The organism is uncultured Dokdonia sp. (assembly GCF_947492535.1).
Classification (GTDB): domain Bacteria; phylum Bacteroidota; class Bacteroidia; order Flavobacteriales; family Flavobacteriaceae; genus Dokdonia.
Genome location: NZ_CANLNH010000004.1, coordinates 324,763 through 344,488 on the forward strand (window position 1 = coordinate 324,763; position 19,726 = coordinate 344,488).

Annotated in this window: 16 protein-coding genes; 4 read left to right on the forward strand and 12 right to left on the reverse strand. The window is 36.2% G+C overall.

The window, feature by feature from the left end; genetic code table 11:
* Positions 1–9 precede the first annotated feature (9 nt).
* The 9 genes from Q1A60_RS07835 to Q1A60_RS07875 form a co-directional block, all read right to left on the reverse strand.
* The gene (locus Q1A60_RS07835; RefSeq protein ID WP_299763832.1) at positions 10–1,338 is read right to left on the reverse strand and encodes an aminotransferase class I/II-fold pyridoxal phosphate-dependent enzyme; all 1,329 of its coding nucleotides are present in this window, start codon (positions 1,336–1,338) and stop codon (positions 10–12) included.
* A 176-nt stretch (positions 1,339–1,514) separates the two neighbouring features.
* Positions 1,515–2,348: an AraC family transcriptional regulator gene (locus tag Q1A60_RS07840; protein ID WP_299763830.1), complete on the reverse strand. Its 834-nt coding sequence runs from the start codon at positions 2,346–2,348 to the stop codon at positions 1,515–1,517.
* 228 nt (positions 2,349–2,576) lie between these two features.
* Positions 2,577–3,554 (reverse strand): alpha/beta hydrolase, encoded by a 978-nt coding sequence (locus Q1A60_RS07845; RefSeq protein ID WP_299763828.1) that lies wholly within the window; start codon positions 3,552–3,554, stop codon positions 2,577–2,579.
* A gap of 228 nt (positions 3,555–3,782) precedes the next feature.
* On the reverse strand, positions 3,783–4,787 hold the full coding sequence (locus Q1A60_RS07850; protein ID WP_299763826.1) for a hypothetical protein: 1,005 nt from the start codon (positions 4,785–4,787) through the stop codon (positions 3,783–3,785).
* 133 nt (positions 4,788–4,920) lie between these two features.
* Positions 4,921–6,009 (reverse strand): aromatic ring-hydroxylating dioxygenase subunit alpha, encoded by a 1,089-nt coding sequence (locus Q1A60_RS07855; RefSeq protein ID WP_299763824.1) that lies wholly within the window; start codon positions 6,007–6,009, stop codon positions 4,921–4,923.
* A 9-nt stretch (positions 6,010–6,018) separates the two neighbouring features.
* Positions 6,019–7,308 (reverse strand): amino acid permease, encoded by a 1,290-nt coding sequence (locus Q1A60_RS07860; RefSeq protein ID WP_299763822.1) that lies wholly within the window; start codon positions 7,306–7,308, stop codon positions 6,019–6,021.
* Positions 7,309–7,608: 300 nt separating this feature from the next.
* Complete coding sequence (gene gap / locus Q1A60_RS07865) at positions 7,609–8,598, reverse strand: type I glyceraldehyde-3-phosphate dehydrogenase (protein WP_299763820.1); 990 nt, start codon at positions 8,596–8,598, stop codon at positions 7,609–7,611.
* Positions 8,599–8,630: 32 nt separating this feature from the next.
* Positions 8,631–9,041, reverse strand: a complete 411-nt coding sequence (locus tag Q1A60_RS07870; protein ID WP_299763818.1) for a nuclear transport factor 2 family protein — start codon at positions 9,039–9,041, stop codon at positions 8,631–8,633.
* A gap of 5 nt (positions 9,042–9,046) precedes the next feature.
* Positions 9,047–9,613, reverse strand: coding sequence for a TetR/AcrR family transcriptional regulator (locus Q1A60_RS07875; RefSeq protein ID WP_299763816.1), 567 nt, complete (start codon positions 9,611–9,613; stop codon positions 9,047–9,049).
* A gap of 341 nt (positions 9,614–9,954) precedes the next feature.
* Between Q1A60_RS07875 and Q1A60_RS07880 the strand changes: the two genes are divergently transcribed.
* Positions 9,955–10,776 (forward strand): M23 family metallopeptidase, encoded by an 822-nt coding sequence (locus Q1A60_RS07880; protein WP_299763814.1) that lies wholly within the window; start codon positions 9,955–9,957, stop codon positions 10,774–10,776.
* Between the two features lie 449 nt (positions 10,777–11,225).
* Here the strand turns inward: Q1A60_RS07880 and Q1A60_RS07885 are convergent, their stop codons facing one another.
* The 3 genes from Q1A60_RS07885 to Q1A60_RS07895 are packed head-to-tail and all read right to left on the reverse strand — an operon-like array spanning position 11,226 to position 15,064.
* Positions 11,226–12,116 (reverse strand): carbohydrate kinase, encoded by an 891-nt coding sequence (locus Q1A60_RS07885; protein ID WP_299763812.1) that lies wholly within the window; start codon positions 12,114–12,116, stop codon positions 11,226–11,228.
* Positions 12,109–13,455 carry a sugar porter family MFS transporter gene (locus tag Q1A60_RS07890; protein WP_299763810.1) on the reverse strand — a complete coding sequence of 449 codons (1,347 nt, stop codon included), beginning with the start codon at positions 13,453–13,455 and terminating at the stop codon, positions 12,109–12,111. Before Q1A60_RS07890 ends, Q1A60_RS07885 begins: the two co-directional genes overlap by 8 nt.
* 58 nt (positions 13,456–13,513) lie before the next feature.
* Positions 13,514–15,064, reverse strand: a complete 1,551-nt coding sequence (locus Q1A60_RS07895) for a glycoside hydrolase family 32 protein (RefSeq protein ID WP_299763808.1) — start codon at positions 15,062–15,064, stop codon at positions 13,514–13,516.
* A 189-nt stretch (positions 15,065–15,253) separates the two neighbouring features.
* Here Q1A60_RS07895 and Q1A60_RS07900 point away from each other — a divergent pair, with 189 nt between their 5' ends.
* The 3 genes from Q1A60_RS07900 (at position 15,254) to Q1A60_RS07910 (ending at position 19,554) form a co-directional block, all read left to right on the forward strand.
* Entirely contained in the window at positions 15,254–16,297 is a 1,044-nt protein-coding gene (locus Q1A60_RS07900) for a LacI family DNA-binding transcriptional regulator (RefSeq protein ID WP_299763806.1), read from the forward strand.
* 116 nt (positions 16,298–16,413) lie between these two features.
* Positions 16,414–17,067 (forward strand): beta-phosphoglucomutase, encoded by a 654-nt coding sequence (pgmB, locus tag Q1A60_RS07905; RefSeq protein ID WP_299763804.1) that lies wholly within the window; start codon positions 16,414–16,416, stop codon positions 17,065–17,067.
* A 141-nt stretch (positions 17,068–17,208) separates the two neighbouring features.
* Entirely contained in the window at positions 17,209–19,554 is a 2,346-nt protein-coding gene (locus tag Q1A60_RS07910) for a glycoside hydrolase family 65 protein (protein ID WP_299763802.1), read from the forward strand.
* Positions 19,555–19,726 lie beyond the last annotated feature (172 nt).

A 19,726-nucleotide genomic window follows, 5' to 3' on the forward strand; every position in this document is an offset into this window, starting at 1 on the left:
AAACTTTAATTAATCACTTTTCAATTGATTTCTATTAGAAAAATAGGTAGTCATTCTATGCATTGATACTTCTAAATGTTCAAAGGGTACGGCTGTAAAAACAATTCTAAAACATCCTTTTTTCTGATGCATAAAACCTATGCCTGGCGTTAAAAGTACTCCTGTGTTTTTATAAATATCTAACCATAATTGTTTCTCTCCTTCATCATTCTTTTCTTCTAAGTATTGAGAGAAATCTGCCCAGACAAAAAAGCTCCCTTTACTAGAATAGTATGGAACATTAATCTTTTCTAGATGTTCTATGACTAATTTATAACTATGTGTAAGGCGTAATTTATTTTCTGCGATATAAGGTTTAAGAAAGGTGTTGTCTTTTAATAACTCGCCAACAACCCATTGTGTAAGATTGGATACTAAGTGAGGAACATTTACATTTTCAAACCCTTTTATAAATGCTTCATTTAAAGAATGTACAACACCTATGCGTAAACCAGACATAGCAAAGTCTTTAGAAAATGCATACCAAAGATGTAAGTAATCACTTTTTAATTCATTCATCAATTTGGCAAATGAAGAAAAGGTTACATCCTCATTATTTTTAGAAGTGACAACCGATGTTTCAATTAAAGATAAAGCATAAATTTCGTTAACAATCATGTGCACTTCGTGTTCAATACACCAATGAGCTAATTCTTTTAATTCGGTCTCGTTATACCTATATCCGGTTGGATTATCTGGAGAAGTTATTAATAAGATTTTGAAACGTTTTCCCTGTGCTTTTAATTCATCCCAAGTTTGCTCTAAAGAAGCTATTGATATTAAAGAACCTGAGTTAATTTCTTTAATATCGTAATGTGTTTGAAGATCATAACGCGTGACATCACTCTTTAATCCTAAATCATTAGTATACATAGGGTAGGACGGTGCAGGAATTACAACAACATCACCCGTATTAGCTAAAACAAATGAACTAGCCTCAATAACAGCCGATGCTCCTGCCGAAAGTCCTATAGTATCATGTGAAATAGGACAACCACAAAGATATGCTTCCATAAACGTAGCAATTTCCATTCTAACATCTGGGTTTCCTAATAAATGTGTATAATTAAGTACCCAATCAGGAATAGCATTGTTTTTAGTAATTAAAGTGATTCTATCTTTAATTTTAGAAGCCATTAAATGATTCTCTGCAATATTTAAAGGGAATGATCCATTTGGATTTTCAATTGGGCAATAAAGATTTTGAGATGCCTCTATAAATATTTCAGAATCTATTCTTGCAGGAGTTGTTGCTAGATTGTTTCCTCTTTTTGATAAAGTCGAGAAGGATTTGCTCATAGACAAGTATATACGTGTTTTTTAAATATAGTGAAAGCAGATGTATGGTTACTAAATGGTATGAAATTTATAACTAATATTGTCTATAACTCTATACAATTAAAGCTCAAAATTAGCTAATTAAAAATAGGTAAGAATGGAGGAAAGGTCCGTTGATATGGATTTTTAGCTCAAAATTACTTTACTCGGTAAGCCGTAGGCGAAATCCCAATTTTTTTCTTGAAGGTTCTTGTAAAGTATAAAGGATCATTATATCCTATATCGTATGCAATTTCATTTATAGGCATATCGGTAATGCTTAAAAGTTCTTTTGCTTTATCAAGTCTTTTTGTCGTTATATAGTTGTTTGGACTATCATTAAACTCTTTCTTGAATTGTCTTTTAAAGGAAGACAAACTTAAGTTGCTCAATTTTGCAAGATCTTCTACGCTTAAATTTGAAAATAGATGTAAGTCAACTATTTTTTTTAACTGAACAGATTTTGAAGCATATAAATCAGCAACTAGTTCTACGATTGAAGTAATGTTTTTAGTTTGTACTAATAATAAAATTAATTCTTTGATTTTTAACTCGAGAAGATCATTGTTAATAAGGGAAGGATTATTGAAATAAAACTCTAAAGAATCAATAAATTTTGAGATGATGTCTTGAGAAGCAACAATTTGGCTTTGTTTGCTAGATTTATTTTTTTCTATTAATGCAGGTAGTTCACTTACATATAATTTCTTTAATATTTCAGGATATAGATGTACGATAATGACCTCAATTGTTTCATTATCTTTTTGTTGTAATAAATCTAAAAAATGTGTCCCACATTTTAAAAGCACAGCTTCCTGAGGCTTTATTTGAGCATTGTCTTCAGAAGATAGGAGTTTAGGAGCGTTATCTTTAAAATAAATAAAACATCCACTGTCCTGAAAAACACCTTCATATTTAAAAGGCGTTTTCACTTTTATTTTCTCTATGAGAATCTTTTCTTGATATTCAAATGTTAATCGATCTAAAATCATATCATTTATTCAGTGAAATTGTCGGTTTTATTTGGAATTCATAACATGAAGACATCTAGTATTCATAAGAAAAATATTATTTAATTCGCTATTAAAGATAAGTAGCTAAAACGTAATAGCCTCACGAAAGTAAGGCTATTATACATGTTTCATATCTCTTTAGACTTACGTCTAAGTTAAATATCATCATCGATTCATGGAGATATAAATGTACGCAACGATTTGATTTTACTTTATTTTCTTCATAAAAGAACGGATCTTAGAAATAATAGCATCCCCCTCTTCTTCAAGTGCAAAGTGACCCGTATCATAAATGTTGTAATCTATGCTTTTGACATCTTTCTTGTAAGCAACTGCACCGCTTTCAGGAAAGAATAAGTCGTTTTTACCCCATACAATCAACATAGGTGGTTGGTTGTTTCTTAGGTACTGTTGCCATTTCGAATATTGCTTAATATTATTTTGATAATCATAAAATAAGTCAAGGTTTACTTTATGTGCATTCGGTCTTGACAGACGTAAATAATCTAAATGCCAAGTATCAGGATTTATCGTTTCAGGATCACGTGTACCATGTGTATATTGCCATTTAAGACCTTCTAAAGAGAAAACAGGTAATAAGGTTTTTTCTGTTTCGGTATTTCTATTTGCCCAAAATTTACGCACATCTCCCCAAGCAGGACCTAGACCTTCTGTGTATGCATTCCCGTTTTGATTAATGATAGCTGTAACTCTTTCAGGATGTGCTGTGGCAATTCTAAATCCTACAGGCGCTCCATAATCTTGTATCATCAGTGCATAGGAAGTAAGTCCTAATTTTTCTAATAATCCCTCTATGGAGTTAGCAAGGTTATCAAAGGTATAGGTATAGTCATCAGGAGAAGGAAAATCACTATTCCCAAATCCTGGATAATCTGGAGCAATCAAATGATACTCATCAGAAAGTTGATCTAAAACCTTACGATATTGATGTGAAGAGGAAGGAAAACCGTGTAATAATACAATGGTTGGATTTTTAGGATTTCCAGCTTCTCTATAAGCAATATTCACACCATCTACTTTTAAAGAGCGATACATGGTGGGATACTTTGAGATGGTATCTTCAGTTAATGAGTGACTAGTATTTTTTACAGTGTAAGAAGAAAATGTAAAGAAGGATATAATAGCTAAAAAGGTAATGAGTGAAAATTTAATAATTGGTTTCATTGATAGTGTGTTTTTAATTAATATTTTACCGATCGTTCGGTAAAATAAGTCGAAACATATTTCACTCCTTACAGTATTGAATTATATTTTTTGAAAAATTATGGTTTTGTGCTGTATTTGCTTTAACGTTATGCTCTACTTTTGGTCATGAACCTGCCTGTCTTCAGGTCTCGCTAGCTCGATTTCGCGAAAGCGTATACTAGAAGTGTAGTATTTTAATATAAAACGCTATGTAATGTTTAGATCTGAACCTCCTTGTAGGACTGCCTCTATAAGCTCCCATGATTTATCTGTCCATGACCAAACCATAGAGCCATGCCATCCATTATTTCTTAGTTTTTTGACAAGATCTTCTGTAGGTACTTCAAATATAGGATCAGGATAATACTCAGCAATAATAGCTCGTTTATCCAATTTTGTAGTATCATATGTCTTATGAAAAGGAGATCCTTCTTTTTTGGCCCATGTATAGTAATGGATATTATAAAAATCTAAATAGCCTGTAATTTCGCCACCAATGTCTTCCAATACTTGATCTGAATATCGGTTTTGAAATCCATGCACAGGATCATCTACACAAGATAAGAAACCTAAAGCACCGCTCGTTATTTTAACGTCTGGTTGCGCTTTACGTATATAAGCAGCAGTTCTATTAATAAATCGTTGAATGTCTTCCATGGTAACACGTTCTGCAAAACCTTCCCAATGACTTGCATATTCATTGGTCATTCCTTCGGGTTCATTAAAAATTTCCCATGCGAAAAGCCCAGGATGAACTCCTATATAATTAACCAGCGGGAGTAATGCATTTTCAATATAAGAGGTATAATGCGCAACTTCGGTCAGTAGTTTTTTGTTTGCTTTTGCATCTACTCCTTCTTTGGTTTTCAGCATATCAAAAGACCATAAACAGATCTGAATTTTTAAACCTTTAGAAGCTGCCATATCTAATAGTTGCAAGACATCTTGATGGAAGAATTCAGGATTTGGAAGTGCTTTTTTAGTGTCATCAAGTCTTGGATTTGTATCTGTATGATACCACCATCGGATCACATTGCCGCCGTTTGCAACAGTTAGTTCCATAATCTCATCGAATTTATCCCAATCTGGATGATATTCTTCTTTTGTTATTGGATGTATCCCAACATCTTTTCCAAAGTCAAGCCATGCGATATTAATTCCGTGTACAAAATCAATATTATGAGGAGGTTGGAGATGTTTTGGATACTTCATATTCATAGGTGTTTTAAAATCTTCTTTATACGCTTTCGCGAAATCGAGCTAGCGAGATTCACGACCAAAAGGGAGAGCGTAGCGTTAAAGCGTACTTAGCAGCATAAGCATTAGAAAAGCGTTTAGATATAAGTTAGGTGTTAAGGTACTTAGCTAGTAGACTATGAAAATGATGCACCCCTTTTTCACGAGTAGGTGAAAATCTTCCAGCTTTGTAAAATTTAGATTGCAATCCTTTATGGACACCTTCTACCACAAACTCATCTTCGCGTTCTACTTTGTCTAATAATGCACCAGCACCCGTATGTAATTTTGTTTCGTCATATACATAGGTGATAAAAGACACTTTTGTTTTATGGATATTAATGGGTTTTACAATATTGACAGATAATCCCCATGGGTAGAAATTGAACATTATATTAGGAAATACCCAATAATAATACGCAGCTACATGTTTTCCTTGATCAGGATGCCCTTCAGGGAGTTTAAAAACTTCTTCTCCGCTACCTGAATATCCGATTTGTAGGTTTACATGCTCATAAACCTCGGTTTTATATTGTCCATAATCTAGTGCATCGTTTAAATCTTCGTGTACAAATGGAATATGAAATCCTTCCAAATAATTATCACAGTATAATGCCCAATGACAATTAACGATATAATCTTTGTTTAGACTTGTGTCTAGTTTGAATTCGTTAAGCGGTAAAAAACCAACACGTTCTTTCATCACTTCAATAACTTCAGAAAAATCAAATACAGGATGGAGACCAACAAATAAGTGAGAGCCCCATTCTCGCAATTCAAATGTATGTAGACTATCACAAGGTCTTGGGAAATCTTTCGCTTTTTCAAATTCGGGCATTGATTTAAAAGTACCATCTAAATCAAATCTTCTTCCGTGATACATACACGTGAAGCTTCTCATTTTCCCGGGGTGGTGCGCAACAATGTTTCCACGATGAGTGCATACATTGCTGAGGCACAAGATCTTATTTTCTTTGTCTCTTACCACCATCATGGGTTCTGTGAGATAGTTGTCTAATAAAACAAAAGGGAATACACTTTCTGTTAATGGAATACAAGAATTTGCATCACCAATCCATTGCCATGTAGATTTAAAAACGCGTTCTTTTATGGCGTCAAAAACCTCTTGACTACGATAAAAAGAGGCAGGTAGGGTTTCAGCTTGCGTGATATCTGGATGAATATAGAAGTGTTCCATCTCACTAAGTTAAGAACTTTTTTTGGTTAGGTATAGATAAAAAGGGATTCCTATGATTAATAAAACGAGTCCCCAAAGGATTGTTTCGGCGCCACATCCTATAATAACCCAGATACAAAATAGAATACTTATTCCTGATAAAATCTGTTTACTTACAGGAATAGAACCTTCTTTTTTTCGAAGTAAAATCAATAAACTTAAAGTAGATAATATATATGGGGTTAGTACAGAAAGTGTAGAAAGCTTCATCATAAATGTAAAAGCTTCTACAAGACTTTTTGTATAATTTAACCCCATTAAAATAGATGCCAAAATACTGGATAGTACAATCCCTATAATAGGGGACTTATTACTGTTTACTTTGCCAAATATTTTTGGAAAAAGCTGGTCTTGGGAGGCTGCCATTGGGATTTGGCCTTGTATTAAAATCCATCCGTTTAATGCTCCTAATGTAGCAATCACGGCACCACCCGCTACAATATACTTGGCAGATGCTCCCCAGAATAACGCTGCTGCGTCTGCAAATGGAGCGTTTGACTTGGCCAAAACTTCTGGCGGAATGATTCCCATAATTGCCACAGAACTTAAGATGTATACGATAATGGTGATCAATGTGCCAAAAACAGTTGCTTTTTTTATTGTGGTCGCTGCATTTTTAATAGAAGAACTAGGAATCGTAGCGGTTTCCATTCCTAAGAAAGCAAAGAGCGTTAATGTTGTCGTTGCCGTAATAGCAGAAAGACTAGAGGTGCCGCTGAGGTTAAACGGTGTAAAGTGTTCCATTTTCATGTAGGCAATCCCTATAAAACCAATCAATATAATAGGAACTACCTTCAGAATGGTGGTGATTAATTGTACAAAAGCAACCGTTTTTATAGGTTTTGAATTTACCCAAGTAAAGACCCAAATAAATCCTAATCCTGTGAGTACGGCGAGGAGTTGATTTTGTCCAAGAATAGGGAAGAATACTTCTAGATACCCTACTAATGCAACGGCAATGGCTGCGTTTGTACACCAAATAGAAATCCAATACCCCCACGCAACTAAATACGCTGGAAATCTACCCAACCCTAATCGGGTATATGCATAAGGACCTCCTGTTGTTTCAGGAGCCAATTTTCCTAAGTTGCCAAAAATAATAGCTAATAGGATTGCTCCTATAGAAGCACAGATCCATCCAATAATACTAATGGCTCCGTAAGCTGCTAGCGAAGCTGGTAATAAGAACACACCAGATCCAATCATGTTTCCTACCACAAGGGATGTACTAGACCAGAATCCTATTTTTTTAGTACTCAATATTAGGTGATTTTCTACTGTTCTGTAATGTACGTATAAACTATTAAAGTTGATTACAATAAAAAGAGACTGTCTAAAGACTGGGTAAACGTCATTCTGAATTTATTTCAGAATCTCATCATAACTAATTGTTATGCTATTGAGAAACTGAAATACTGAAACAAGTTCAGCACAGGCAAGTTCAGTTTGACGAAAACTATATCTTTTAGACAGTCTCTTTGTCTTATGGTTTTAAAGTTTCTTTATACGCTTCTGATTACCGGCAGGCAGGTTCGCGAAAGCATATACAGAAACATCATATTATATTTCTAAAATCTGACGTATCATTTGGTTGGTGAATCCCCACTCATTATCATACCACGTCATTACTTTTAATAAGTCACCATCTACCACACGCGTCATACTTAAATCTACGGTAGAAGCATACGGACTTTTTACAATATCTGAAGAAACAATAGGCTCATGTGTAGTCGCTAATACATTTGTATAACGAGCTGTTTTTGCTTCTTCTTCAAGGATTGCATTTACTTCCTCTACCGTCACTGGTTTTTCTGTGACAAATGTCATATCAGAAATAGACCCTACAGGAATCGGAACGCGTAAGGCTACACCGTCAAATCTCCCTTTATACTGCGGTAATGCTTTAGTTGTTGCAATAGCGGCTCCAGTTGAGGTAGGAACAATATTTGCTGCACCTGCACGCCCCATGCGATAGTTCTTTTTAGAAACAGAATCCACCATATTTTGAGAAGCGGTATAGGCGTGTACCGTTGTCATAATTGCTTTTTTGATTCCAATACGTCTTCCTAAGACTTCTACAACAGGACTTATATTATTGGTAGTACAACTTGCACACGAAAAGATAGATGTTTTCCCTTCTTCAGAATTTACACCGTGCACGACGGTAGGTGTATCCTCACTTTTGGTTGGTGCCGAAATAACGACTGTTTTTGCACCTGCAGTGATATGTTTTGCAGCGTCTTCACTATTAGTAAAAAACCCTGTGCTTTCTATGACAATCTCAATGTTATATTCTTTCCAAGGAAGTTCTTCAGGATTACGATTAGAATAATACTTGATCTTTTTTCCATCTATAATCAGGTGATTATCATCGTGGGTAACTTCTTTTTCATAAATACCGTATACAGAGTCGTATTTAAGTAAGTACGCAATATTGTCTACAGGTACAAGATCATTTACAGCCACTACATCCAGTTCTGGTGTGTCTAAAATTACTTTGAGAGCAGCACGTCCTATACGTCCCATTCCGTTGATTGCTATTCTTTTCATTTGTTTATGATTTTAATTGGGTTGAGTTGGATTTATAATTTTCGGTCTGCTTCTTTAATGGCGACATCATTAATACTTGCATAGCGTTTTTTCATTAAGCCATTTTGATCAAACTCCCAGTTTTCATTTCCGTAGGCTCTATACCATTGTCCTTCTGGCGTATGGTATTCATATTCAAAACGAACTGCAATACGGTTGTCACTGTGTGCCCAGTATTCTTTTTTGAGTTTATAATCTAGTTCCTGATCCCATTTTCCTGATAGGAATTGACGTATTTCTTCGCGTCCATTTATAAATTGAGATCGATTGCGCCATTCGCTACCTATAGAATATGCCATAGCTACTTTTTCTGGATTTTGGCTATTCCAAGCATCTTCTGCAAGTTGTATTTTTTGTTTTGCAGTTTCTAATGTAAATGGGGGTAAAGGATGTTTCTGTTCCATGCTATTTATAGGGTTGGGTAATACAAATATTTTATAGTGTGTAGTGTATTCTTGAAAATAGTCGTGTCATTAAGGCCTTTTGTAATGATTAAAGAACCTTGAATATTAATTAATGTTTGCAACGCTTTTTGATGAGCTACTTCAGATGTAAACCCTATTTCTTGAGCAAAAGTCTTAAAAGCCTGTACCCAATTATTCATATCTATCTGAATAAGGCTGTCCAATGTTGGAACACCTGTGTCCATAGAAAGTGCTCTAAAAAGACACGTTTTTGTTCCTTGCGCGTACAAAGCATCAATATTATCTATTACTTTTTCTAAGCGTTGTCGGGCAGGAACTGTTTGATCTGCTAATGTTTCTTCTATATGTGTTTTACCCCATGTAGTGGTATGTTCAAGTACTGCGGTAACAATCTCTTCTTTTCCACCAGGAAATCTATGATATAAGCTTGCTTTTTTTAGTCCTGCAGATGCTGCAAGGTCATTAAGACTAGAGCCTTCGTATCCTTTGGATCTGAAAACGTCTATAAGCCTTGCTAATAGTGCTGTGTCATCAATTTTTTGAGGTCTCATAATAATGTTAACTAACGTTCGGTATAATAGTCTTAAAAATAAGAATTCCTTACATAGTGAATGTTATCTATACAATGTATTATGAATTAATAAATTAGCTAAGAAATGAGGTTGGATGTATACGCTTTCACGAAAGTGAAGTTTATATTGAGCTTGATGAGTACGAAAGCGGGTATGATTATTTAAATCACATACCTTTTCTAAAGAAGTGCAAAAAATATCTTTGCCTATGATGTCGTAATTTTAGTGAAAGAAATAAACCCCCTTACACCGTATTAAATTATGGCATTTTAATTGTTGCAACGATGTGAGGAACAATGCCTTTATATATGAATACCTACATGACTAAAATTGTTACACTACTTTTACTTCTGTTTTTCTGTACGTATAACTACGCACAAAATAATGAAGTGAAATTAGAATACATTCAAGAAAATGATTCTATTTTCTTTCAAGTCAAGAGTGCTGCTATCATTCCTATAGATGTAGTGAGCAAACAAGTAGATACACTGTTTCCTAAAGTCGTCTATAAAGAATTAGTTACTGTGCAACCCAATGATAGCGTCCGCGGATTTATTAAAGTACATATAGATGATTTTGAAAACTTAAAACAAGCCCGAAAAGAACGAAAGATTTATACTGTCGAAGCTCATTATGGAGATCGTAGAAATGCAAAACATGATAGCACCTATTTTTACACATTGCCCTTTCAAAGAGGAAGAAAAGTAGAAATAGAACAAACCTTTTTTGGAAAGTCATCACACAAAAGTATCGCCTCTCGATATGCTATTGATTTTGGGATGCGTACAGGAGATAGAGTATATGCCGCTAGAGAAGGTATTGTCGTCTATGCGATAGATCGTTTTACAGAAGGAGGAAAGCGCAAAGAACTTACCCACAAAGCCAATAAAATTGTTATTGCTCACTCGGATGGGACCTTAGCATCCTACGCGCATTTAATGCATAAAGGTACACTTGTCAGAAAAGGAGATCACGTCACTAAAGGACAACATATAGGCTATTCTGGAAATACAGGCTATAGCGGCGGACCCCATTTGCATTTTGTCGTTCGCGAGCCTGGAGATATTGCCGTACCTATCTATTTTGAAGACTATGAAGGACAGGTGTTAAAACGTGGGAAGAGGTATAAACGGAAGCATTGAATTCCTTTACTTCCCCTCATTGCTAAAAACGAGTTCAGCACAGGCTCTAGCTTTCTCCCCGAGGGAGAAGGAACTCTTGTGTGGTGAAAATTTATATACTATAAAAATAGAGTAGTACTCTAAAATAGAGTGTTACTCTATTTTTTCTTCACACCTCCCTAGCCCTCCTTTCTAGGAGGGAAGACTCATATATTTATAACTAAAAATAAGAGTATGAGTTTCCCCTCTAGGAAGAGGGGAGTAAGGGGTGTGTCTTTTCGCTTTCGCGAAAAGAAATATAGGTTGTAGTCAACATTTTATACGTAATGCAAGATGATTGAGTGATTTTCGCTTTTCGCGAAAATTGTATCAAAATCACCGACTACAAACTATCAACTAAGCCCTTCGACAAGCTCAAAGTGACATATAGTTCATCTAAGAGCTAAGTTCTAAAAGCTAACGTCTACAAGCTAATAGCTATCCAATAACTCATCAATCTCATTATTAGTCACTACAGGATTAGCGCCTGCTTTACCAGCGACAAGGCTTCCGATAGCAGCAGCGACTTCAAGGGAATCTTCTGGAGTTTGTTCTGATACTAATCCGTAGATGAGTGCAGCGAGGAAGGAATCACCCGCGCCTACGGTGTCTACTACTTTGGTGGGAAAACCTACCTGAGTATAGATCGTTTTGTTATGATACAACATCGCACCATCGGGGCCTAGCGTGACACAAATCGTGTCGGTATTTGTTGCTTTGGCAACAGCCTTTAACTCCTCTTCTAAAGTTTCTTTTTCTAGGTCAAGTAGCGTAACGATAAGTTCTAACTCCTCATCATTGAGTTTGATACAATTGGCAATTTCCATGAGCGGTAACACCACATCCAAATCATAATGCGGATCTCTTAAGTTGAGATCAAATACCGTATAGGTTGCTTCGGTCACTAAGGCCTCAAATTGTGCTTGATTATAGGTGTCGCGTAAGGCTAAACTTCCAAATACAAAAACATCGGCTTTTTTGACTTCTTCAATAGCTTCAGGAGTCGCCGCTATATAATCCCAAGCAGCATCTTTCTGTATATCATAACGAGCACTTCCCGTGCTGTCTAATGTCACAGTCACCTGCCCCGTAGGACGTTTTGACTGTTGGATATATGTGGCAGGAAAGTTTTTTTCTTTTAAGGTTTTCAGTGTTGTTTTTCCAAGCGCATCTTTTCCAAGCGTACTTATAATGGAGGTATTGGCACCAAACGAATGTAGTCGTAAGGCTACATTGAGAGGCGCACCTCCTAATTTTTTGCCATCAGGAAATACATCCCAAAGGATTTCGCCATAACAAACAATATGCGGTGTTTTACTCATCTTCAGGAATTAATTTTTTCTCAAGGGCTTCTAAAGAAACTCCTTTGGTTTCTGGCATTTTAAAAATCGCCCATAACAATTGTAATACCATCATTGCTGCAAAGAAATAGTAAATATACCAAACAGCATCTTTAAGAATACCTTCTTTACCATCTAAGAAGAAAGGTGTGATTAAGGTAATAATAGCGGCAAATACCCAGTGTGTTCCTGTTCCCCATGATTGTCCATAGGCACGTACACGATTCGGGAAAATCTCAGAGATAAATACCCAGATCACTGCACCTTGTCCAATAGCATGAGAGGCTACAAATAAACAAATAAATGTCAGTGTAAGTGTAGAGCTTAGTTCTTGTTGGAAACAAATACCGACCATTACCAAACTAAAAATATACCCTATCGATCCTATAATGATAAGTTGTCTACGTCCTAGTTTATCTAATAATCGTACCCCTATGATGGTAAACACTAAGTTTACAATCCCAATAGCAATGGAGTTAAATAGGGACTCAGAACCACCAAGTCCGGCTTGTTCTAATATTTCTGGTGCATAGTATAATACAAAGTTGATTCCCGATAATTGATTAAAAAAAGCAATTAAAAACCCTAACCATAATACACGGTTGTATTTCTTTTGGAATAAGGTATTGCTTCCTTTTTGGTTGTCAAAATCTGCTTTGATTTCTTTCAATTGAGTTTCTGCAGCTGTTGGCGTATATATTTTATTTAGTACTTCTAATGCACCTGCATCATCTTTCTTCTGTAAAGCAAGCCATCTTGGACTATTCGGTACTTTTAATACCATAAGCGTATATAGTAAAGCAGGAATGGCTTCTATACCAAGCATCCATCGCCAGTCATTAGCGCCATCAAATCCTTTTAGTAAATAGTTAGATACAAACGCGATGAGAATACCAAATACTAAACAAAATTGGTATAAACCTCCTAATTTTCCTCTGTTGGAACTTGTGGTGATTTCTGAAATATAAATAGGTGCTGCTACCGATGAAATACCGACACCTACACCTCCTATAAAACGGAAGAAAGAAAATGAATACGGATCTGGTGCAAGCGCACTTCCTACTGCAGAAGCAAAGAAAAGTACCCCTATCCAGAACAAAGTCTTTTTACGTCCTAATCTTTTTGTAGGAATCCCACCCATTAAAGACCCTAATACAGTTCCCCATAAGGCCATACTCATGATAAATGTCCCATGAAATAGCGGAGAGAGTTCCCAAATATCTTTGATAGGTTGGTTAGCACCACTAATAACTACGGTATCAAATCCAAAGAGAAAGCCAGCTAAGGCAACGGTGATACTCCATTTTGTAATTTCTTTCATATGTTCTTCATGCCCACGAAGGTGGGTATCTAGTTTTAGGGTTAGTATTATCTAATTATTATTCCCAAATACGTTTCATTTTTGAGACGCGTACCTGTGTCATTTTATGATCTTTACTTGTAAATGTCATCGCCGTATACGGCTGTGTTGGAAATAGCTGTTCTGTCATTACGGTGGCTCCTTGATCTACTAAAAATTCAAGAGAAGAAGCGTCCATAAAAATACTGAATACTGTGTTACCATTTCCATCATTTAGGGCAGGTGCTACATGTACTTTTTCTGCAAACTTAGGTTCAAAATTAGTTTTTCCAGATTTTCTACGATCTACGTAAAAGGAATGATCTGCTTTATGATATCCTAAGAATAACTGATCATTAGCGATATTTGAAAACTTCACTTCAAAATCCTTCAGGTCGCCTTCGATTTCAAAATCAATACGCATTTCATTAAAATTTTCAGAAGTAAGAGAATAGTTATTTGTAATACTGTCGTAGGTATGCGAACTATAGGTGTATTCTTCTATTGCAGGTACTGGGTAACTCTTTAGATAGTAAGCATCGTTTTTATGCAGGGTAAGCTTTCGCGAAAGCGTCATTGCACTCCTCCAATTTTTAGTAGGGGTTTTTTGTGCATAGTTCCAGTTGCTCATCCACCCTATAAAAGTTCGGTCATTGTCTGGTAAACCGTTATAGGTAACACCAGCATAGTTATCAGAACCATAATCTAGCCATTTGATATCTTTTTGAGTGGTAGTAAAAGATGTACCATCAAAATCACCTATAAAATACTGCGTACCTGAACCGCCATTGGGAGCGCCAGGATTCATGCTTATGAGTAAGACCCATTTTGTTTCATCACTTCCCGCAACGGTAAGCGGAAATAAATCTGGGCATTCCCAAACCCCGCCATGAGCGCCTTTCTCTTTTCCGAAATCACTGAGATAAGTCCATGATTTTAGATCAGGACTGCTATAAAATTTTGCATGATCACCAGCAACAAGCGTAAGAATCCATTTTTGAGAGGCTTTGTGCCACATGACTTTAGGGTCTCTAAAATCACGAATACTTGTTGGGTTGCCAATCACAGGATTGCCTTCGTATTTGGTCCACGTAGTACCCTCGTCTAAGCTGTAAGCAATACTTTGATATTGAAAATCATTGCGTCCTTCTTTTTCTCCTTTGGGTTCGTGATGTGTGAAAATAGCCACCATCGGCGGATTGTCTTTGGTGCCTAATCCAGACGTGTTGTCAAGATCCATGACCGCACTTCCAGAAAATATATAGCCTAATTCGTCCGGATATAAGGCAATAGGTTGGTGTTCCCAAGAAACTAAATCTTTACTTGTCGCATGTCCCCAGTGCATCGGGCCCCAAACAATATCTTCAGGGTAATATTGATAAAATAAATGGTAGGTATCTTTATAAAATAGCAATCCGTTAGGATCGTTCATCCACTTTTCTGGTGGTGTGAAGTGGTATTGAGGTCGGTAGCTTTCGCGAAAGCGGACTACGTCCTTTTTTTCTGTAGACTCTTCTTTTACATCTGAAGTGGCTTCTTTTTTACAACCTGTCAAAACTAAAAAAAGAAACAAAAATGGAAGAATTCGCATAGTTTTAAGTTTGCTTAAATATACTAATACCATTTAAACTTTAAAATAATCCAACTTCTACAAGTGCCATTTTAAAATTTACATGGTATAACAAAATTAGTTATTAAGAATACAACGTTTTCGTAGGAAAAAGGATTTGCCTAAATTGTAAGTCAATAGCGAACCCCTTATTTTTACATGATATAGCATATGAAACGTAAACTCACCCTTAAACTAATTGCCAAAGAACTTGATGTGTCTATCTCGACAGTATCAAAAGCATTGCGTGATAGCGCCGAAATAAGCGAAGATACACGCCAAAAGATTAAGGCATTTGCCAAGCTGTATAATTACAAGCCTAATAATATAGCATTAAGTCTTAAAAACCGTAAAACACGAACTATTGGAATTATCATTCCTCAAATTGTGCATCACTTTTTTACAACAGTAATACGAGGGATTGAACAAATGGCAAGAGAGCATAATTACAATGTGATCATTACGCTTTCTAATAATGATTTTGACAAAGAGGTTTTAAATATGGAATTGCTGGCAAATGGAAGTACGGATGGTTTTATTGTATCTCTGGCAAAAGAAACCTTACACAAAGATGATTTTAGACATCTTACTGAAGCCATAGATCAAGGAATGCCTGTAGTGATGTTTGATCGTATTGTAGATGAAATCCCATGTGACAAAGTACTCATAGATGATCGCGAAGGTGCAAAAATGGGCGTAAGACACCTCTTAAAAACAGGATGTCGCAAAATAGCAATCATCACAACCGAAGACTATGTGACTATCGGGAAATTACGCACCAAAGGATATATAGAAGCGCTAGAATCGTACGGTATTAAAGTAGAAAAAGAGCTTATTTTAAAACTAGATAATATTGATCATTGTGAAGGTGAATGTTCAAAAAAGATTAAAAATTTCTTGAAAGGAAAAGATATTGATGGACTTTTTACCGTCAATGAATTGTTTGCAGTAACTGCAGCAAAACATTTACATGAGTTTGGTAAAAGTATGCCTAATGATGTATCTATTGTAAGTTTTAGTGATGGAGAGTTGTCCAAGCATTTTATTCCTAGCCTGACTACGGTAAGTCAGCATGGAGAATTAATGGGGCGTAAAGCAGCTGAGCTATTAATAAACAAATTAGAACGTCCAGAAGATGAGGTCGAAGAATATACCACCGCGTATATTGATACCACACTTATAGAACGAGAGAGTACAAAAAAGATAAAAAAATAGTCTCTACACTGATAAGAGTATGAGACGTGTTACTAAAATATGATTTGCGATGAGAGGGATAGGATTTCCACCCCTGTCTGCCGACAGGCAGGTTCGCGGAAATGAGATACAACTTTATGAAGAAAGCATTTATATTTGATTTAGACGGTGTGATTGTAGACACTGCAAAATTTCATTACCTCGCCTGGCGAAACCTTGCTAAAGGAATTGATTTTGACTTTACAGAAGAACAGAATGAACAATTTAAAGGCGTGAGCCGTGTACGATCTTTAGAGATCTTACTAGACATGGCAAACTATACGGCAACACAAGAACAAAAAGAGGTGTGGTTGGTACAAAAAAATGAGGAATATCTGAAGTATATTCAGAAAATGGATCAGAGCGAAATCTTACCTGATGTCCCTCGTGTGCTAGATTACTTAATTGAAAATCAACAAGGCATTGCTTTAGGGAGTGCTAGTAAAAATGCACGTCCTATCTTGGAACGTGTTTCACTTATTGATAAATTTCAAGCCATTGTAGATGGTAATGATGTGACTGCTGCCAAGCCCGATCCAGAGGTTTTTGTCAAAGGAGCACAAGCATTAGAAACAGAAGCACATGATTGTATCGTATTTGAAGATTCTATTGCAGGGATTCAAGCAGCTAATGCCGCAGGAATGACTAGTATCGGTATTGGTGATTCAGATGTATTACATGAAGCCACTCATGTCTTTAGAGATTTTACAGAATTATCTGATAGTTTCTTAAAGAAATTAATAGAATTATAAATTTTGAAAAGAATAAATAATCCATCAATTAGTACTTAAATAGTATTTCAAGAATCAAAATGAAGTACAAGCACTTAAAAAGTCTTGTCTCCAGAAGTGAGCAAAGCGAACGATCCTGATTCTTGATTCCAAAATATACACATGCATTTAGAATATATTATTCCCGACGCTTGGTCTATTATAGAAGAAAACTGGAATCCAGACTATGTAAAATCATCAGAGAGTTTGATGAGCCTTGGAAATGGGACCATGGGGCAACGTGCCAATTTTGAAGAAAAATATAGTGGTGCTACCTTTCAGGGTAGTTATATAGGAGGGGTCTATTATCCAGACAAAACACGTGTAGGTTGGTGGAAAAATGGCTATCCAGAATATTTTGCTAAGGTTTTGAATGCCCCGAGTTGGATAGGTATTAAAGTCACTGTAAACGGAGAGAAATTTGATTTACATAGATGTACTTCTGTTCAGAACTTTAAGAGAACCCTTAATATGAAAGAAGGGGTACTCTATCGTAGTTTTGAAGCGACATTAAAAAACGGAATCACCATTGCGGTACACGTAACTCGTTTCTTAAGTCTTGCGATTGATGAAATTGGAGCGATTAAATATGAAGTGACACCACTTGATCAAGATGCGACGATAAGTTATGAACCGTATTTGGATAGTGGTATTACCAATGAAGATTCCAATTGGGATGATCAGTTTTGGAATACCTTATCGATTACAGATGATGCCCAGCGTGCATTTATCGTGGCACATACCATGAAGACAGCGTTTCACGTATGTACGATGATGAGTAATCAATTGTATGTGGAAGGAAGGCAACTTCAGCTTTCGCGAAAGCGTACTGAAAAATCTTCTTATCAAGGTACGGTAGGTAACAAACAAGAAACCATTACCTATATAGGACACTATTATGAAACCGATGTCAAGCAAGGAGAAACACTAGAGATTCATAAGTTTGGAGGGTATGTAAGTGATTTAAATCATGATAGAGAAACGTTAGTTACTGCCGCAAAAACAGTGCTTGAAAAAGCAGAAACTATAGGTTTTGATGCCTTATTACAGCAGCAAAAAGAAGATTGGGCGGCCGTTTGGGCCATGGCTGATATCACGATAGAAGGTGATGTCAAAGCACAGCAAGGTATCCGTTTTAATATCTTCCAACTCAATCAAACCTATTCTGGAAAAGACGCCCGTCTCAATATTGGTCCTAAAGGATTTACAGGAGAGAAATATGGAGGGTCTACGTATTGGGATACAGAGGCGTATTGTATTCCGTTTTATATGGCGACCAAAGATCAAGGCGTAGCGCGTAATTTGTTGACATATCGTTATAAACAACTGGATAAAGCCATCGAAAATGCTGCAAAATTAGGGTTTACAGATGGAGCTGCGTTGTATCCTATGGTGACCATGAATGGGGAAGAATGTCATAATGAGTGGGAGATTACCTTTGAAGAAATACACCGAAATGGTTCTATGGTTTTTGCGATTCATAACTATGAGCGTTTTACCGGTGATATGTCCTATATCCCAGAGATGGGACTGGAAGTGATTATTGGTGTAGCTCGTTTTTGGAAACAGCGCTTTACGTGGTCTACGGCTAAAGAAAAGTATGTGATGCTTGGTGTTACGGGACCTAACGAGTATGAAAATAATATTAATAACAATTGGTTTACAAACTATTTAGCGATGTGGTGTTTGGAGTACGCTTTCGCGAAAGCGCACGATGTAAAACAACACTTTAAAGCAGATTATACCCGTATCCTAGAAAAAACAGGACTCACCGATGCCGAAATCACCGAATGGCAACAGGTCGCGAGTCAGGTATATTTTCCATTTTCAGAAAAGCACGATGTATTTTTACAGCAAGATGGTTTCTTAGATAAAGAACTCATTTCTGTAGCCGATTTACCGATGTCTGAACGCCCTATCAATCAGAAATGGTCTTGGGATCGTATTTTGCGTTCGCCATATATTAAGCAAGCAGATACTTTACAAGGGTTTTACTTTTTTGAAGATCATTTTACGACAGAACAATTAGAAAAGCATTTTGATTTTTATGAGCCTTTTACGGTACATGAGAGTTCACTATCACCGTGTGTACATGCGATACAGGCAGCTAAGTTAGGACGTATGGAGCAAGCCTATACCTTCTATTTACGTACCTCTCGTTTAGATCTGGATGATTACAATAAGGAAGTGGAAGAAGGGCTTCATATCACAAGTATGGCAGGAACATGGATGAGTGTGGTAGAAGGATTTGGAGGGATGCGTATGAAGGATGGGAAACTATCTTTTGAACCTCAAATTCCTGATGCATGGGATAGCTATTCTTTTAAAGTCAACTTTAGAGGACAAATCCTTACCGTCGAGGTGACGAAAGATAATGCGCACTTTAGTATAGATCAGGGGAGTGATCTGGAAATCTTGGTAAACGGGACTCCTATTATATTAGGAAAAGATAGAACGATGGTTGTGTAATAAACAACTAGATAATAAATGATTTAAAGCCCTCTTTTCAGAGGGCTTTTTTATTGGCATTGCCAAAGGGTTTAATAGCTCCCCCTATTAGTTCATTATCGAACCGAATAAATCAATTTATCAGTAAATTATCTGATTTTCAATAATTTATAACTAATGAGTGTATTTTGTT

Bases quoted from the DNA above. Each gene is read 5' to 3' on its own strand.
- Q1A60_RS07835 (WP_299763832.1), bottom strand. From the start codon at position 1,338: ATGAGCAAATCCTTCTCGACTTTATCAAAAAGAGGAAACAATCTAGCA.
- Q1A60_RS07840 (WP_299763830.1), bottom strand. From the start codon at position 2,348: ATGATTTTAGATCGATTAACATTTGAATATCAAGAAAAGATTCTCATA.
- Q1A60_RS07845 (WP_299763828.1), bottom strand. From the start codon at position 3,554: ATGAAACCAATTATTAAATTTTCACTCATTACCTTTTTAGCTATTATA.
- Q1A60_RS07850 (WP_299763826.1), bottom strand. From the start codon at position 4,787: ATGAAGTATCCAAAACATCTCCAACCTCCTCATAATATTGATTTTGTA.
- Q1A60_RS07855 (WP_299763824.1), bottom strand. From the start codon at position 6,009: ATGGAACACTTCTATATTCATCCAGATATCACGCAAGCTGAAACCCTA.
- gap (WP_299763820.1), bottom strand. From the start codon at position 8,598: ATGAAAAGAATAGCAATCAACGGAATGGGACGTATAGGACGTGCTGCT.
- Q1A60_RS07870 (WP_299763818.1), bottom strand. From the start codon at position 9,041: ATGGAACAGAAACATCCTTTACCCCCATTTACATTAGAAACTGCAAAA.
- Q1A60_RS07875 (WP_299763816.1), bottom strand. From the start codon at position 9,613: ATGAGACCTCAAAAAATTGATGACACAGCACTATTAGCAAGGCTTATA.
- Q1A60_RS07880 (WP_299763814.1), top strand. From the start codon at position 9,955: ATGACTAAAATTGTTACACTACTTTTACTTCTGTTTTTCTGTACGTAT.
- Q1A60_RS07885 (WP_299763812.1), bottom strand. From the start codon at position 12,116: ATGAGTAAAACACCGCATATTGTTTGTTATGGCGAAATCCTTTGGGAT.
- Q1A60_RS07890 (WP_299763810.1), bottom strand. From the start codon at position 13,455: ATGAAAGAAATTACAAAATGGAGTATCACCGTTGCCTTAGCTGGCTTT.
- Q1A60_RS07895 (WP_299763808.1), bottom strand. From the start codon at position 15,064: ATGCGAATTCTTCCATTTTTGTTTCTTTTTTTAGTTTTGACAGGTTGT.
- Q1A60_RS07900 (WP_299763806.1), top strand. From the start codon at position 15,254: ATGAAACGTAAACTCACCCTTAAACTAATTGCCAAAGAACTTGATGTG.
- pgmB (WP_299763804.1), top strand. From the start codon at position 16,414: ATGAAGAAAGCATTTATATTTGATTTAGACGGTGTGATTGTAGACACT.
- Q1A60_RS07910 (WP_299763802.1), top strand. From the start codon at position 17,209: ATGCATTTAGAATATATTATTCCCGACGCTTGGTCTATTATAGAAGAA.